15 protein-coding genes are annotated in these 16,084 nt (G+C 60.6%); 9 read left to right on the forward strand and 6 right to left on the reverse strand.

Going from position 1 to position 16,084, the window contains the following annotated elements; all coding sequences use genetic code 11:
* Window positions 1–136: 136 nt before the first annotated feature.
* The 4 genes from dsbA to ACP7EW_RS18675 all read left to right on the forward strand — a co-directional run bounded on the left by dsbA (window position 137) and on the right by ACP7EW_RS18675 (window position 4,571).
* On the forward strand, window positions 137–772 hold the full coding sequence (dsbA, locus tag ACP7EW_RS18660) for a thiol:disulfide interchange protein DsbA (protein ID WP_269132422.1): 636 nt from the start codon (window positions 137–139) through the stop codon (window positions 770–772).
* Window positions 773–782: 10 nt separating this feature from the next.
* Window positions 783–1,661, forward strand: a complete 879-nt coding sequence (locus ACP7EW_RS18665) for an endonuclease/exonuclease/phosphatase family protein (protein ID WP_033899255.1) — start codon at window positions 783–785, stop codon at window positions 1,659–1,661.
* Window positions 1,658–3,706 (forward strand): diguanylate cyclase, encoded by a 2,049-nt coding sequence (locus ACP7EW_RS18670; protein ID WP_426218808.1) that lies wholly within the window; start codon window positions 1,658–1,660, stop codon window positions 3,704–3,706. The genes ACP7EW_RS18665 and ACP7EW_RS18670 overlap by 4 nt, the downstream gene beginning before the upstream one ends.
* 88 nt (window positions 3,707–3,794) lie before the next feature.
* Window positions 3,795–4,571, forward strand: a complete 777-nt coding sequence (locus ACP7EW_RS18675) for an N-acetylmuramoyl-L-alanine amidase (protein WP_426218810.1) — start codon at window positions 3,795–3,797, stop codon at window positions 4,569–4,571.
* Here the strand turns inward: ACP7EW_RS18675 and ACP7EW_RS18680 are convergent.
* Together ACP7EW_RS18680 and algB are read right to left on the reverse strand one after the other, a co-directional pair.
* Window positions 4,568–6,355, reverse strand: coding sequence for an ATP-binding protein (locus ACP7EW_RS18680; protein WP_426218812.1), 1,788 nt, complete (start codon window positions 6,353–6,355; stop codon window positions 4,568–4,570). The two genes, ACP7EW_RS18675 and ACP7EW_RS18680, sit on opposite strands and share 4 nt — an antisense overlap.
* 10 nt (window positions 6,356–6,365) lie before the next feature.
* Window positions 6,366–7,712 (reverse strand): sigma-54-dependent response regulator transcription factor AlgB, encoded by a 1,347-nt coding sequence (gene algB / locus ACP7EW_RS18685; RefSeq protein ID WP_426218814.1) that lies wholly within the window; start codon window positions 7,710–7,712, stop codon window positions 6,366–6,368.
* A 379-nt stretch (window positions 7,713–8,091) separates the two neighbouring features.
* Between algB and ACP7EW_RS18690 the strand changes: the two genes are divergently transcribed.
* The 5 genes from ACP7EW_RS18690 (at window position 8,092) to ACP7EW_RS18710 (ending at window position 12,468) form a co-directional block, all read left to right on the forward strand.
* Window positions 8,092–8,376 carry a hypothetical protein gene (locus ACP7EW_RS18690; RefSeq protein ID WP_426218816.1) on the forward strand — a complete coding sequence of 95 codons (285 nt, stop codon included), beginning with the start codon at window positions 8,092–8,094 and terminating at the stop codon, window positions 8,374–8,376.
* A 76-nt stretch (window positions 8,377–8,452) separates the two neighbouring features.
* Window positions 8,453–8,617 carry a DUF1328 domain-containing protein gene (locus tag ACP7EW_RS18695; RefSeq protein WP_003170804.1) on the forward strand — a complete coding sequence of 55 codons (165 nt, stop codon included), beginning with the start codon at window positions 8,453–8,455 and terminating at the stop codon, window positions 8,615–8,617.
* 2 nt (window positions 8,618–8,619) lie between these two features.
* Window positions 8,620–9,087, forward strand: a complete 468-nt coding sequence (locus tag ACP7EW_RS18700; protein WP_016978799.1) for an inhibitor of vertebrate lysozyme family protein — start codon at window positions 8,620–8,622, stop codon at window positions 9,085–9,087.
* A 721-nt stretch (window positions 9,088–9,808) separates the two neighbouring features.
* Complete coding sequence (gene gltP, locus ACP7EW_RS18705) at window positions 9,809–11,140, forward strand: glutamate/aspartate:proton symporter GltP (RefSeq protein ID WP_177112229.1); 1,332 nt, start codon at window positions 9,809–9,811, stop codon at window positions 11,138–11,140.
* 98 nt (window positions 11,141–11,238) lie between these two features.
* A complete protein-coding gene (locus ACP7EW_RS18710) occupies window positions 11,239–12,468 on the forward strand; it encodes a nucleoside recognition domain-containing protein (protein ID WP_426218819.1) in 1,230 nt (409 codons plus the stop codon).
* A 93-nt stretch (window positions 12,469–12,561) separates the two neighbouring features.
* Here ACP7EW_RS18710 and ACP7EW_RS18715 read toward each other — a convergent pair whose 3' ends face one another.
* From ACP7EW_RS18715 to ACP7EW_RS18730, 4 genes are read right to left on the reverse strand one after another with little or no spacing between them, the layout of a single operon-like run.
* Entirely contained in the window at window positions 12,562–13,173 is a 612-nt protein-coding gene (locus tag ACP7EW_RS18715) for an ABC-type transport auxiliary lipoprotein family protein (protein WP_426218821.1), read from the reverse strand.
* Window positions 13,170–14,108 (reverse strand): MlaD family protein, encoded by a 939-nt coding sequence (locus tag ACP7EW_RS18720; RefSeq protein ID WP_426218823.1) that lies wholly within the window; start codon window positions 14,106–14,108, stop codon window positions 13,170–13,172. Before ACP7EW_RS18720 ends, ACP7EW_RS18715 begins: the two co-directional genes overlap by 4 nt.
* A gap of 1 nt (window position 14,109) precedes the next feature.
* On the reverse strand, window positions 14,110–14,913 hold the full coding sequence (locus ACP7EW_RS18725; RefSeq protein WP_426218825.1) for an ABC transporter ATP-binding protein: 804 nt from the start codon (window positions 14,911–14,913) through the stop codon (window positions 14,110–14,112).
* Window positions 14,910–16,058, reverse strand: a complete 1,149-nt coding sequence (locus ACP7EW_RS18730; RefSeq protein ID WP_033901539.1) for an ABC transporter permease — start codon at window positions 16,056–16,058, stop codon at window positions 14,910–14,912. The genes ACP7EW_RS18725 and ACP7EW_RS18730 overlap by 4 nt, the downstream gene beginning before the upstream one ends.
* Window positions 16,059–16,084 lie beyond the last annotated feature (26 nt).

Below are 16,084 nucleotides of genomic sequence, written 5' to 3' on the forward strand. Positions count from 1 at the left end.
GCGATGCAAGCATAAAAAGGGTGGCCCAGGCCGCCCTTTTTTGTGGCCGGTGCCGTTACACTAACGAACTCATGCCCGCGTAGACCTGTCACAGCAAAGGTCGCGTGAGGCGACTTTATTTGTCCAGGAGTAAAGCATGCGTAATCTGATCCTCAGCGCCGCTCTCGTCACTGCCAGCCTCTTCGGCATGACCGCACAAGCTGCCGACGTGCCGCTTGAAGCCGGTAAAACCTACGTTGAATTGGCCAACCCGGTTCCGGTTTCGGAGCCAGGCAAGATCGAAGTGGTAGAGCTGTTCTGGTACGGCTGCCCGCATTGCTACGCCTTTGAGCCGACCATCAACCCATGGGTTGAGAAACTGCCCAAGGACGTCAACTTCAAACGCATCCCAGCCATGTTCGGCGGCCCATGGGATGCCCACGGCCAGCTGTTCCTGACCCTGGAAGCCATGGGTGTGGAGCACAAGGTCCACAACGCGGTATTCGACGCGATCCAGAAGCAAGGCAAGCGCCTGACCAAGCCAGACGAAATGGCTGACTTCGTGGCCACCCAAGGTGTCGACAAGGAAAAGTTCCTGGCCACCTTCAACTCCTTCGCCATCCAGGGCCAGATCAAACAGGCCAAAGAACTGGCGCAGAAGTACGGCGTGCAAGGCGTCCCGACCATGATCGTCAACGGCAAATACCGTTTCGACCTGGGCACCTCCGGTGGTCCTGAGCAGACCCTCAATGTTGCCGACCAGCTGATCGCCAAAGAGCGCGCAGCCAAGTAAGGGGCCCGTCATGCGCCGCTGGGGTACCGAACGTGGGGTTGGCCTGCATGACCCGCAGGTCAACGAACATCACCTGGAATCCACGGGCCTGCCGGCAGACAGCCGCCTGCGCCTGCTGAGCTTCAATATCCAGGTGGGTATCAGTACCGAGAAGTACCGGCATTACCTCACCCGTGGCTGGCAGCACCTGCTGCCCCACAACGGGCGTGCCGGCAACCTGCAGAAGATCGGCAACCTGTTGAACGACTTCGACCTGGTTGCCCTGCAGGAAGCTGACGGCGGCAGCATGCGCTCCGGTTACATCAACCAGGTGGAACACCTGGCCCAGCTCGGTGCCTTCCCTTACTGGTACCAGCAACTCAATCGCAACCTCGGGCGCCTGGCGCAGCACAGCAATGGCGTGCTCAGCCGCTTGAAGCCCTCCGCCATCGAAGACCACCCGCTGCCAGGCCCCAAGGGCCGGGGCGCGATCCTTGTGCGGTTTGGCGAAGGCCCGGAAGCCTTGGTGGTGGTGATGATGCACCTGGCGCTGGGTGCCCGCACCCGCACGATGCAGTTGGCCTACATCCGAGAGCTGATTGGCAATTACAAACATCAGGTGCTGATGGGGGACATGAACACCCATGCCAGCGACCTGCTGCAAAATTCTCCGTTGCGCGACCTCGGGCTACTGGCGCCGCAAGCCGAAGCCACGTTCCCCAGCTGGCGTCCGCAACGCTGTCTTGACCATATCCTGCTCAGTCCGACCCTCACACTCGAAAGTGTGCAGGTGCTGGCGCAGCCCATCTCCGATCACCTGCCGGTCGCGGTAGAGATTCGTCTGCCGGGTTCGCTCACGGCTGATGCATTGCCCGCGTTGAGTTCCGGCCCTCGCGGACCCCTTGCATGAGCGACGACGCCCAGCGCTGGAAAGAAAAATACCTTAAAAGCATCGAGCAACAAGAAAAGCTCGAACGCCGTTGGGCCGCCCGTCTCGACCTGCTGCGCCGTGGGTTGGTGCGCAGCACCCTGGCCGCTGAAGGCACTGACCGCGCCGTCGACCAATGCATGAAGGAAATGCGTGACGTTGTCCGCACCGACGATATGGACGCCGCCCTCGCCGCCTTGCTGCCGCGTCTGGAAAAGGCGGTGCTGGATTCGGAGCAGCGCCGTGAAACCCGAGTCGATCAGATCAGCACCGCGCTGACGTCCCTGGTCACGCAACTGCAAAAGCTGCCGCTACCGCGTGAGGTGGCCCGCCCGCTGAAGACGTTCGCCAAGCAGTTGGACGGCCGAGTCAGCCAGGCGCGCGAGATTCCCTTGCTGCTCAGCGAATTGAGTGGCCTGCAAGGCCAGGCGCTGAACAACCTGGAGCCGGACGGCGAAACCCCGCGTCCGGGGCCAGGGCTTTTGCAGCGCTTGTTTGGCTCCAAAGAAGTCGTGAACGAGGCGGTGGAAAATGAACCGACGCCCCGCCCGGCCCCGCAGCCTGCGGTAGCCAAGCCTTCGGATGCCGAGCCACAGCCGCCCGAGCAATCCGAGGAGCTGACGCAAGCATTGCGCGCCTTTGCGCCGCAGCCTCAAGAAACGCTTGCCCCTGTCAGTGAGCTCGTAGCGCCCGCCAAGGTGGCCGAGCCCTCCAGCGAAACCTTCGTCTACGAAGCCCCGCCTCAAGCCGCACTCCTTGAAACGCCCGTAGCGCGGGTCGAGCCCGAGCCTCAGGTTGAAGAGCCTGCGCCGGAAAGCGCGCTCGCCGCCTTCATCGAAATGCCTGAGGTTCTGGTCGAAACGCCGGATGAGACCATCATCGGCAGTCTGTCGCTCCCTCCGGTGCTGGAAGTTGAAGAGCCAGATCCCGACGAGCTGCAAGCAGATGGCACCTATGCCTTGCCCGACTCCCCGGAGCCGTCCTACAGTTCTGTGGCCAAGCACATCGAGGACACCCTGCTCGGCCTGCTGGAAGAACTCTCGCTGCCCGAGCGCCACCGGCCCCAGGCCGAAGCCATGCGCGAGCGCTTGGCCCATGGCCTGAATTGGTACGAACTGCTGCCGATCCTGGATGACCTGGCGGTGTTGATGCTGGCTATCACCGACAGCGGCCAGCATGAGTTCGAGGCTTATCTCAAGCAGCTCAACGAGCGGCTTGAAGCCTTCCAGGGGCACTTGCAGGTCGCCAGCGACGGCCATGCCGATAGCCGTTCCGCCGCCCGCGAGCTGGACACGCAGATCCGCGAACAGGTCGATGGCCTGCAAAGCAGCGTGCAGGAAGCTGCCGACCTGGACAGTCTCAAGCACGTGCTGGAAAGCCACCTTGAAGGCCTGCTTGGCACCATGGACGAGCACCAGCAGCAGCGTGATCTGCGCGAGCAGGAAACGGCAGCGCGTCTGAAAGGCTTGGCCGAGCGTGTCGCCAATATGGAACAGGAAGCCCAGGGCTACCGGGAGCACCTGGAGGTGCAGCGCCAGAAAGCCTTGATCGATCCGCTCACCGGGCTGCCCAACCGCGCAGCCTGGAGTGAACGCCTGGATCAGGAGGTCAACACCTGGCACCAGCGTGGCAACAACTTGTCGCTGGCGATGTTGGACCTGGATCATTTCAAACGTATCAACGATGGCTACGGCCACCTGGCGGGCGACAAGGTACTGAAGATCATCGCCAACGTGCTGCGCAAGCGTCTGCGCTCGACCGACTTTATCGCGCGCTTTGGTGGCGAAGAGTTTGTGTTGTTGATGCCGAACTCATCCCTGACGGATGCGCTGGCGGCTGGAGAAGTGTTGCGCGCCGCGATTGAAGCGTGTCCGTTTCACTTCAAGGGCGAGCCGGTGACCATCACCGTTTCAATGGGTGTGGCGCAGTTCCAGCCGGGGGAGCGCAGTGACCTGGCGCTCAAACGTGCCGATGAGGCGCTGTACCGGGCTAAGGCAGCGGGACGCAACCAGGTGCAGGCCGCCTAAAAGATGTTCCATTTTGTAATTTGACGGTTGGGTCACAAAGGGTACGTTACACTGTTGCATTATCGTCTTCAGTGTAATGTCTTCCGCCATGAAATCCTTGTACTTCGCCTTTGTGTTTCTTCTGCTCGCAGGTTGCGCCAGCGGCCCGCGCCTGGACACCAGCCATCCTTCGGTGAACCACGACAACCGCGTGCAGTTCGTGATTGTCCACTACACCTCCACCAACCTTGAACGCTCCCTGGCTTTGCTTACCCACGGCCAGGTCAGCAGCCACTACCTGATCGGCGACGACGCCTCCGGCACCATCTACAAGCTGGTGGATGAAAGCCAGCGCGCCTGGCATGCCGGCGAAAGCGAGTGGATGGGTCGTACCTGGCTCAACTCCAGCTCCATCGGCATCGAGATTGTGAATCCCGGCTACAAGGACACGCCGACCGGTCGCTTGTGGTATCCGTACTCTGAAGCGCAGGTTAAATCCCTGGTGGTGTTGCTCAAGGACATCAGCAAGCGCAATGGCATCGATCCCAAGAACATCATTGGCCACAGTGACATCGCACCGCTTCGCAAGCTGGACCCGGGCCCACTGTTCCCTTGGAAGCGTCTGGCCGATGAAGGGTTGGGCGTATGGCCGGACGCCCAGGCTGTTGCGCGATTCCAAATGCAATATGCCGCGGAGCTGCCGAGCATTACCTGGTTCCAGGAAGAATTGGCTCGCCTGGGCTATCAGACGCCCCAGACCGGTGAGCTGGATGTCGCCACGCGCCATGTAATCGCGGCGTTCCAAATGCATTTCCGGCCGTCGCTGTTTGACGGCACACCGGATGCGGAAAGTGCCGCAATCCTGCGCGCGCTGAACCGAACTTAAAGCGGCAACGCCATGTAGAACTGAGTGCCCTGCCCCGGCCGCGAATACACGCCCATGCGGCCGCCGTGCAGTTGCACGATCTCCTTGCACAGCGCCAGGCCCAGGCCAGCGCCGCCTTTCTTGCGACCCACTTGCACGAATGGCTCGAAGATCCGCCCCTGCTGGCCATAGGCGATACCTTCGCCGTTGTCCTCGACGCTGACAATCACTCGCTCACCATGGCGTCGTGCCTGCAGGCGAATCTGCCCGCCAGTCGCCGTGTGGCGCAGGGCGTTGCCCAGCAGGTTGTCCAGAACCCGCTCAAGCTGTGCCTGGTCCGCATACAACCGAGGCAGGTCGGATTGCGTTTCTACCAGCAGTTCGATGTTCTGCGCTTTGGCCGGCTCGACGAAACGCGAACGGGCATGTTCCAGCAGGTCAGTCACATCGCACGGGCCCAAGGTGAGTTTCTGCAGGCCGTTCTGGTAGCGAGAGAAGTTGAGCAGGTCATTGATCAACTGCATCAAGCGCTGCATTTCTTCATTGACTGTATCCAGCAGGTCCGCTTCACGGGACTCTGCCGGGAACTTCGCACGCTCGCGAAACAGCCCGAAGGCCATGTGCATGCCGGTCACCGGTGTACGCAGCTCATGGGAGGCGCGTAACACGAATTCGCTGCGCACCCGCTCAAAGGCGCGTTGCTCGGTGACGTCGTGCAGCACCATCACTGCGCCGAGGATATGCCCCTGGGTATGGCTGACCGGGGTCAGGCTGTAGGTCAGCAGGCGCAATTCACCCTCGACCTCCACTTCCAGATCGTCCGGCGCCCGCTCCAGATTGCCGCCGCGCAGGACCAGTTGCAGTTGCTCATCCAGCTCGGGGCGTGCCAATGCTTCGCCAAGACCTTGACCGAGGCGTTCCTCGTCCCAGCCCAATTGACGTTGGGCCACAGGGTTGAGGTGTTCCAGCTGGCCTTGGCGGTCAATCATCAGCAGGCCATCGTCGATGCTGTCGAGTACGGCTTGCAGGCGCTGTTGACCGGCCAGCAGTTCATCGACATTGGTTGCCTGATGCTGGCGTAACGCCTCGGCCATGATGCCGAAGCGGCGGGTCAGCTGGTTCATTTCCGCTGCGGACGAGATCGGCAGTGTCACTTCGAAGTCGCCCTGGCCGATTTTGTCGGCGGCTTTGGCCAGCGCTTCGATGGGGCCACCAAAACGCCGGGCGATGCCATGCGCCGTGACGAACCCGATGATCAGCACCGCGAGCCCCACCAACCCCAGCAATCCGGCGATCAATAGTGCACGTTCGCGGGATTTGTGTTCGCTGTTGCTGATGTTTTGCAGTGCCTGCTTGTGCTCGTTGATTAGGCCGTTACGCAGTGTATTGAAGGTGTCTGTGAGCTTTTCCTTGGATCCTGGGGGGGGCGTCGGTTGCTGGGATTCGTCAAACGCATCCAACAGATCCTGATACTGACCTCTGGCCTCGCTGAACCCGCTCCCGCGATCGTCACGCTGTTCATGGGCAATGCCCTGGTCAAGCAGGTCGAAGTAGCGTTGCTTGGAGGCTTGCAGTGCTCCGGGGTCGGGGCGCTCCTCCAGCATCATGATCAATTGATCGCCCAGGCTCTGGCGCAGCTTCAGCCCAAGATCCAGCGTAATGAAGTTGCTGCGAATCAGCGATTCCTGGGTCTTGGCCATTTGCATGACGCTGACCAGGCCCAGGATCAACCCCAGCAGGGCGACGGTGATCAACGCTGAGATACTCAGGAACAAACGAGTGCGCAGCTTCATCGCTAACTTCATAAGGTACAGCTCATAAGTTGTACTGTTTACGTTTGCGATACAGGGTCGACGCATCAATGCCCAGGGTGCGAGCAGCCTGGTCAAGGGTGTCGCTGGTAGCGAGCACTGCGCCGATATGGGCTTTCTCTAACTGGTCCAGGCTGAGTGCCGCGCCAATGCGTGGGGCATTGTTGCTAGGTTGTTCAGCCATTCCCAGGTGGCTGATTTCCACCTTCTCTTGTGGGCAAATGATGCTGGCGCGCTCCACCACGTTGCGCAGCTCGCGGATATTGCCCGGCCAGCGGTAGTTGGCCAGTGCCTCGCGTGCTTCATCACTGAAACCGCGCGCCGGTCGGGCGTATTCCTTCACGAAACGCGCCAAGAAACGGTCGGCCAGGGTCAGGATGTCCTCGCTACGCTCGCGCAGCGGCGGCAAGTGCAAGGTGATGACATTGAGGCGGTACAGCAAATCTTCGCGGAAGCGCCCATCACGGACCATATCTTCCAGATTCAGGTTAGTGGCTGCCAGGATGCGCACGTCGGCACGGCGGGTGACCGGATCGCCGACGCGCTCGTATTCTTTGTCCTGAATGAAGCGCAGCAACTTGGGTTGCAACGTGAGGGGAAAATCGCCAATTTCGTCGAGAAACAGCGTTCCGCCGTCCGCTTGGTTAACGCGGCCCAAGGTACTTTCGCTGGCGCCGGTAAATGCACCGCGGCTATGACCAAACAACTCGCTTTCCATCAGTTCTGCCGTCAGCGATGGGCAGTTGATGGTGACGCAGGACTTTTTCGAACGCTTGCTCCAGCCGTGAATAGCGCGGGCGAGTTCGCCTTTACCGGTGCCGGATTCACCCAGGATGAGAATGTTGGCGTCTGTGCCGGCGACCTGGCGCGCGGTTTCCAGCACCACCATCATTGCCGGGCTGTGGGAATCGAGGCCATCTTTGGGCTGGCGCACTTCGCCTTCAAGGGCTTCGAGGCGCGCGGAGAGTTGGCGCACTTCCAACTGCTTGGCGGTGGCGAGGCGCAGTTGATCAGGGCTGCAAGGCTTGACCAGGTAATCGGCAGCGCCGGCCTGGATCGCATCAACAGCGGTATCCACTGCCGAATGAGCAGTGACGATCACTACACGCATCCAAGGCGCTTGGATGCGCATCTGGGCCAGCACATCCAGGCCGTTGTCCTCGCCCAGGCGCAGGTCGAGGAAGCACAGGTCGAACACCTGGCGCTGCATCAAGGCATCGGCCTGGGCGGCACTGTTTGCGGTGGCTACGGTGTAGCCCTCATCTTCCAGGCAATAACGGAAGGTGCGGAGGATCGCGGATTCGTCATCCACTAAAAGAATGCGGCCTTGAAGTTCCTTGGCTGATTCCATCTGTCCCGCGCTCCTTAAACTATGAATGATGGTGTTTAGTCCCGGAATAATCGGGCAAGTTGCATGGTTTATTCTGATCGATAAAAGGCAGCGTCGTGCAGCTATCTGCATTGTTTCCTACAAAGCCCCCGGCTGATGGCGTTTTCATGCCGTCTTGCCACTTCGGCAACACTCATTCCGCTTTCTATCCCTTGATCCGACCGCTGGCCATCGTGCAATTCGCACGGCGCGCAGGGGTGCATCGTGCAGGATGCTGGGGGGAAACCCAATCGACATTATTTAACTCATTGATTTAATTGAGTTTTATTTTGCAAAAAAGCTGGCATGCACTCTGCAATATCTCTCCCAACGAATAATCAAAATGCGGGAGAACAGCAGCATGACTCGCCAAAGCCTCAGCCAATTGCGTGTATCGCCACTGCGCTTGCAACAAGGCCTGTTTGCCAGCCTGGCCCTGATGGTCACGCTGATTGGCGGACAGCAGCTGCAGCATTGGCAGCAGAGTCAGCAGCAGATCCCCCAGTTTGAACGTCCGGCCATGACCCAAACCCATTTCCGTTCCGTTGGCAGTGTTGCTGCCAATGTAACTGCCCCGCAATTGCGGATGGTTGACCAGGAATCTGCCCTGAGTGAACTGCCATCCCAGGAGCGTTGGGTGTTCTAGGCACCAAAGGCCGCTTGTATGAGCGGCTGCACGGCACTACCGCTGTTACCCCTATAGAAGAGAAAGGAGAATCACCATGTTGAGTTGGGCAATCACATTTCTGATCATCGCCATTGTGGCTGCAGTCCTGGGCTTCGGTGGTATCGCGGGCACCGCCACGGGTATCGCAAAAATTCTGTTTGTGGTCTTCCTGGTGATGTTCATCGCTTCCTTCTTCTTTGGTCGTCGCGGCCGAGGCTGAACATGACCACTTTGTCCCTCAAAGCTATTGCTGCCGCCCTGCTCCTGGGCGGCAGCGGCTTGGCGATGGCCGCCAACGACGGCCAATCCCGGGCCAACGAATTGCTCAGTGCGGACCCGCAATACCGCGAAACCTGGCAAGGCGTGGTGAAGAAAGAAGAACGCTTGCCGGAATGGGTGATGAACCTGTCGGGTACAGCTGAACAGATGAACGCCGTGGAAGAAGATGGCGACAAGTATTTGGTCGGGCCCCTCTGCGAAACCGCTGATACGTGCCTGAACAAACGCCTGATCGTTGCCTTCAGCCTCGACAAGGAAGATGCCTACGCCATGTTGGTGGAAGTCCCGGCCGGTCTGCCGGCGGATAAGTCACCGACGCGCCATGCGGACTACCGCTTCATTGGTAAACCGGATGAAGGCATGCAGAAGTTGCTGATGGAGCAACTGAAGAAAGATCCGAATTGGTATTAGGTTCCGTCCGACGCTTCTGTCGTCTGCGGAGACTGCGTCCATAGAAAGAAGCCCCCCTCGCTTCTTTCTGTTTGCATCGCTCGCCAAGGGCGGTGCATGACCAAGGGGCCGGGTTGCTCTGATCAATCGGGATCGGCGTGACCTACGGGTACAGGGAGTGCCTGCGCAAGGGCCGGGTCAGGCGAAAAGCTGCGACGCAGGTTCACAAGCTCATGGCTTGCTGAACTTGCGGCGGGCTTATTGCTCTTTTGTTATGCCTTCCTTAGTCGAATATTTCCCTTCTGCTTGTTCAGAACCATTTCTTGGTATGTCCGGTCGACCATCTATCGATAAATTTTGGTGGGGGCCATAGGACATTTCTGACACTAAACAACGGAATTCCCAGGCATTTCTGCCAGCTCACCACAGACGTCCTGATTCTCTGAGCGAGCCGGGTTTGGCCGGTTCACGGCATATTTGTCGGACAAAATGTCACATTTGAACTGACCGTTCGGACAGTTATTATAGAAAAAGGCCATGCCGATTCGGCATAGGGTAGGCGTTTACGGCATTAGACGTCGCTCCCTTGCATGGGAATAGTTGCGCCTTTTTTCGCCTGCCAGTAAGCCATTTCGGCCACGCTGCGGTGACCTTCCATGGAGGCAGATGCACACACTTTTTCGCTCTCGAGCGTTGCAGCTGGCGCATTTGCCTTAAGTTCACTTGAAGTAAGGGTAATGACATGAAGAAGGCAAAGCTAAGCCTCGCCTGGCAGATCCTCATCGGTTTGGTGCTGGGGATCGCAATCGGTGCAGTGCTCAACCATTTCAGTGCTGAAAAGGCCTGGTGGATCAGCAATGTGTTGCAGCCAGCGGGCGATATCTTTATCCGCCTGATCAAGATGATCGTGATCCCGATTGTGATCTCCTCGCTGATCGTCGGCATTGCCGGGGTCGGTGACGCGAAGAAACTCGGGCGTATCGGCGTCAAAACCATCCTTTACTTCGAAATCGTCACCACCATCGCCATCGTGGTCGGCCTGTTGCTGGCCAACCTGTTCCACCCAGGCGCTGGCATCGACATGAGTACCCTGGGTACCGTCGACATCTCCAAGTACACCGCCACCGCCGCCGAAGTGCAGCATGAGCATGCGTTCATCGAAACCATCCTCAACCTGATCCCGTCGAACATCTTCGCCGCCGTCGCCCGTGGCGAAATGCTGCCGATCATCTTCTTCTCGGTGCTGTTCGGCCTGGGCTTGTCGAGCCTCAAGCCTGAGCTGCGCGAGCCGCTGGTGACCATGTTCCAGGGCGTGTCCGAGAGCATGTTCAAAGTCACCCACATGATCATGAAGTACGCCCCGATCGGCGTATTCGCACTGATCGCCGTGACCGTCGCCAACTTTGGCTTCGCCTCCTTGCTGCCGCTGGCCAAGCTGGTGATCCTGGTTTACGTCGCCATCCTGTTCTTCGCCTTTGTGATCCTCGGCCTGATCGCCCGCCTGTTTGGCTTCTCGGTGATCAAGCTGATGCGTATCTTCAAGGATGAGCTGGTACTGGCCTACTCCACCGCCAGCTCCGAAACCGTGCTGCCGCGCGTGATCGAGAAGATGGAAGCCTACGGCGCGCCGAAAGCCATCTGCAGCTTCGTGGTGCCGACCGGTTACTCGTTCAACCTCGACGGTTCGACCCTGTACCAGAGCATCGCGGCCATCTTTATTGCCCAGCTGTATGGCATCGACCTGTCGGTTGGCCAGCAACTGATGCTGGTCCTGACCCTGATGGTCACCTCCAAAGGCATCGCCGGTGTACCGGGCGTGTCCTTTGTGGTGTTGCTGGCTACCCTGGGCAGCGTGGGCATTCCGCTGGAAGGCCTGGCGTTCATCGCCGGTGTCGACCGCATCATGGACATGGCGCGTACTGCCCTGAACGTGATCGGCAACGCTCTGGCCGTGCTGGTCATCTCCCGTTGGGAAGGCATGTACGACGACGCCAAGGGCGAGCGCTACTGGAACTCGCTGCCGCACTGGCGCAGCAAGGAAGCCGCGCCGGCCGCCCAAGCGACCCGCAGCTGATAGCACAACAGCTCTAAGACAAACCCCGGATCATTCCGGGGTTTGTCGTTTCTGCCAGCCCCGCTATCATTCGCTCCATTCTTCGAGGGGTTCAACTGATGCTCAATGGCCTGTGGCTTGGCTTCTTTGTCGTGGCAATGGTGTCGGCACTGGCGCAATGGCTGGTCGGCGGTAACGCCGGGATTTTCGCGGCGATGGTCGAAAGCATTTTCGCCATGGCCAAGCTGTCCGTGGAAGTGATGGTGTTGCTGTTCGGCACCCTTACCTTGTGGCTGGGTTTCTTGCGCATCGCCGAGAAGGCCGGAATCGTCGATTGGCTGGCCAAGGCCCTCGGCCCGCTGTTTCGTCGCCTGATGCCGGAAGTGCCCGCCGGGCACCCTGCCATTGGCTTGATCACCCTCAACTTCGCGGCCAACGGCCTGGGCCTGGATAACGCGGCGACCCCCATCGGGTTGAAAGCGATGAAGGCGCTGCAGGAACTCAACCCGATTCCCAACACCGCGAGTAACGCGCAGATCCTGTTCCTGGTGCTTAACGCGTCCTCGCTGACGCTATTGCCCGTGACCATCTTCATGTATCGCGCCCAGCAAGGCGCCGCGGACCCGACGCTGGTGTTCCTGCCGATCCTGCTGGCGACCAGCGTCTCTACCCTGGTCGGCCTGCTCTCGGTGGCGATCATGCAGCGCCTGCGGCTGTGGGACCCGGTGGTGCTGGCCTATCTGGTTCCAGGCGCACTGGTGCTGGGCGGTTTCATGGCATTGCTGGCGACCTTGTCCGCCACTGCGCTGGCTGGCCTGTCGTCGATCCTCGGCAACCTCACGCTGTTCGGCTTGATCATGCTGTTCCTGGTGATCGGCGCGTTGCGCAAGGTCAAGGTGTACGAGGCATTTGTCGAAGGTGCCAAGGAAGGCTTCGACGTGGCGAAGAACCTGCTGCCGTATCTGGTGGCGATGCTGTGTGCCGTGGGTGTGTTGCGCGCGTCTGGCGCCCTGGATTTCGGCCTGGAAGGCATTCGCCATGTGGTCGCCTGGACGGGCATGGACACACGCTTTGTCGATGCCTTGCCGACCGCGATGGTCAAGCCGTTCTCCGGCAGCGCCGCACGGGCGATGCTGATCGAGACCATGCAGACCCAGGGGGTGGACAGCTTCCCGGCGCTGGTGGCGGCGACGATCCAGGGCAGTACCGAGACGACCTTCTATGTGTTGGCGGTGTACTTTGGCTCGGTGGGGATTCAGCGCGCCAGGCATGCCGTGGGGTGTGCGTTGCTGGCGGAGTTGGCCGGTGTCGTGGCGGCGATTGCGGTGTGCTACTGGTTCTTTGGCTGAGGCTTAAATTGCTATCGCAGGCAAGCCAGCTCCCACATTTGACTGTGTTTACAAATCAAAAATGTGGGAGCGGGCTTGCCCGCGAAGAGGCCCTCAGCGTTTCGGCGCTGTATTGCCCTGCTGCACCACCCAATCCACCACCTGTTTATTCAACTGATCCCCCGCCTGCCCAAACCCGGCCACCACCGCCGGCACTTTGGTATCTGCCACCGGCTGCCTCACCTCAAACCGCCGGCTGGCAACGATCCGCTGATCACGCCCCCGCACCAACCGCGCATCCAGGCGAATCACTACCTCCACCGCACTGCCGTGGTATTCACTCTGGAATGCCTGCAGTTGACCGCCCAGCTCATAGTCGGACTGCAGATTGGTATCGTCGGTGCTCAGCAGCGTCACCCGGCCATCGCGCTGGAAGCCATCCATGAAGCGGTTGCGCAGCAGCACCGGCGACGGGTCGCTCCAACGCGAATTGGCATAACTGCTGATCAGGTCGCCATTGGGCACCACGGCAATGCGCGGGCTGTCGAGAAATTCGCTGGTCTGTGGCTTGTTCACGCGCAGTGACCAACTGACCGGCGCGGCCTGGTGGGTGCTCTGCGCTGCGGCCAGGCGATACACGTCCGACGGGTCGGCCTTGGGCAGGATCGAGCACGCGCTCACCAGTGCCAGGGCTACCGGGGCGATCATTTGGTAAGCACGCTTCATGGCGTGAACTCCTTGTTCTTGTCGCTGCCCAGCAGGTAACCGCTGGGGTTGGCTTCCAGGCGGCGGGAGATGGCGCGTAGCGAACCGAGGGTTTCGCGCAGTTCGCGCACGGCCGGCGCCAGTTCGTTGAGGCCTTGCATGCCGCTGTTCACCGAGTCCTTGTTGTTTGTCAGCAAGGTGTTGATGGTCGCGGTGCTTTGTTCAAGGGATTTCATGGCCTGCTCGGCACTGCCGAAGGCCTGCTTGCCTTGCTCGTTGAGCAAGCCGTTGGCGTTGCGCATCAGTACAGTGGTCTGCTCCAGGGCAGCGCTCGCCTGTTTGCTCACCTGCATCAGTTGCTGCATCACCACCTTGATATCGCCGCGCTGGTCGGCGATGGCGCCGGTGGTTTGTTGCAGGTTGTCCAGGGTGTTGCTCAGGCGCTCAACGTTCTCGCGGGAGAACATGTGGTTGGCGTTGTGCAGCAGCAGGTTGATGCTGGTCATCAGGTCGTTGCTATTATTCAGCAGGCGCGCGATGGGTGATGGCGAGGCGATGATCTGTGGCAGGTTACCGTCCTTGCCTTTGAGTTCGGGACTCTGCGGGGTGCCGCCACTGAGCTGGATGATCGAGGTACCGGTAATGCCGGTCAGGGCCAGCTTGGCCTGGGTGTCTTCCTTGATCGGCGTCTGCCCGGCCAGGCGGATACGTGCCAGCACGCGGCGCGGATCCTTGGGGTCCAGGCTCAGGCTGATGACATCGCCCACCTTGATCCCGCTGTACTGCACCGAGCTGCCCTGGGACAGGCCGCTGACCGCCTCGTTGAAGATCACTTCGTAGTCCTGGAAGGCGCTGTCGATGCTGGACTTGGCCAGCCACAGGCCGAACAGCATCGCGCCGACCACCACGATCACGCTGAACAGGCCGATCATCACATGATGGGCTCGGGTTTCCATGTCATACCTCGTCTAGCGATTGAGCGGCATCCAATGCCGCGCGGCCACGGGGGCCGTGGAAATATTCGTGGATCCATGCGTCGTTCGTTTCCGAGACGACATCGATGGCATCGGCCACCAGCACTTTTTTCTGCGCCAGCACCGCCACGCGGTCGGTGATGGTGTACAGCGTGTCCAGGTCGTGGGTGACCAAAAACACACTCAAGCCCAGCGCATCGCGCAGGGTCAGGATCAGTTGGTCGAACTGCGCTGCGCCAATCGGGTCCAGGCCGGCGGTGGGTTCGTCGAGGAACAGGATGTCCGGGTCCAACGCCAAGGCGCGTGCCAGGGCGGCGCGTTTGATCATGCCGCCGGACAGTGACGCCGGGTACTTGTCGGCCGCCGACAGCGGCAGCCCGGCCAGGGCCAGTTTCACGGCGGCCAGATGCTCGGCGTCGCGGCGGCTGAGACCGGCGTGTTCAATCAACGGCAGTGCAACGTTCTCGGTGACGGTCAGCGAAGAAAACAGCGCGCCCTTCTGGAACAGCACGCCGAAGCGCCGTTCCACCAGGGAGCGCTCATGTTCCGGCAGGCTCGGCAGGTTCTTGCCGAACACCCGCACCTCACCTTCGCTGGGCCGACGCAGGCCGACGATGCTGCGCAGCAACACTGACTTGCCGCTGCCCGAGCCGCCGACCACCGCGAGGATCTCGCCTTTGTACAAGTCCAGGTCGAGGTTCTCGTGCACGCTCTGGCTGCCAAAGCGATTGCACAGGCCGCGCACTTCAATCACCGCCTCGGTGGGCGCCCGATGTAGACGACTCACCAGCCCATCTCCATGAAGAACAACGCGGCGACCGCATCCAGCACGATCACCACAAAGATCGATTGCACCACGCTGGAGGTGGTGTGGGCGCCGACCGACTCGGCACTGCCGCTGACCTTGAAACCCTCCAGGCAGCCAATGGCGGCGATCAGGAACGCAAAAACCGGCGCCTTCACCATGCCCACCAGAAAATGCTGCACGCCAATGTCCGATTGCAGCAGCGAGAGGAACATTGCCGGCGAAATATCCAGGGCCACGGCGCACACCACGCCGCCGCCGACGATGCCCGAGAGCATCGCCAGGAAGGTCAGCATCGGCAGCGCCACCAGCAATGCCAGCACGCGAGGCAGCACCAGCAATTCCATCGGGTCCAGGCCCAGGGTGCGGATCGCGTCGATTTCTTCGTTGGCCTTCATCGAGCCGATCTGCGCGGTAAAGGCGCTGGCGGTGCGGCCGGCGATCAGGATGGCGGTCAGCAAGACGCCGAATTCCCGCAGGAAAGAGAATGCCACCAGGTCCACCGTGAAGATCGTCGCGCCGAAGCTCTTGAGCACCGTGGCCCCAAGAAAGGCCACCACTGCACCGACCAGGAAGGTCAGCAAGGCCACGATTGGCGCGGCATCCAGACCGACCTGTTCAAGGTGCGCAACCATCGGCGTCACGCGCCAGCGCTTGGGGCGGAAAATGCCGCGGGCGAAGGTTTCGAGAATCAGGCCGATAAAGCCCAGCAGTTTCTGGGTGTCCTGCCAGACGGTATCCACCGCCCGGCCGATGCGCGCCAGCACCTGAATGCCCGCCGCTTCTTCCGGGGCTTTTTCCGGCACGCAAAAATCATTCAGGGAGCGGTAGACGGTCTTGAGCAGGGCGCGGTCTGCGGCCGACAGGCTGCAATCGGTCTGTTCGGCGGATTGTTCAATGCGGCTCGGCCCCAGCAACTCCACCAGCAGCGAGGCGCCGGCGGTATCCAGGGCGCCGAGGCCGTTGAGGTCGATGCGTGCGCCAGCGTCGTATTGGCCGTCGAGCTTGTCCGACAGCTTCTTCAGGTTGGCATAGTGTGCCAGCGTCCAGTCCCCCGTAATTCTCAGCTGTGGCGGGGTGGTGGACGTGTCGAGGTGGGCTGCACCGGCCGTCGTAGGGGGGGTCATAAGCTCCGAGCTTGTTTGGCTATCCA

The organism is Pseudomonas sp. DWRC2-2 (genome assembly GCF_049897885.1).
GTDB classification, from domain to species: Bacteria; Pseudomonadota; Gammaproteobacteria; order Pseudomonadales; family Pseudomonadaceae; genus Aquipseudomonas; species Aquipseudomonas azotoformans_A.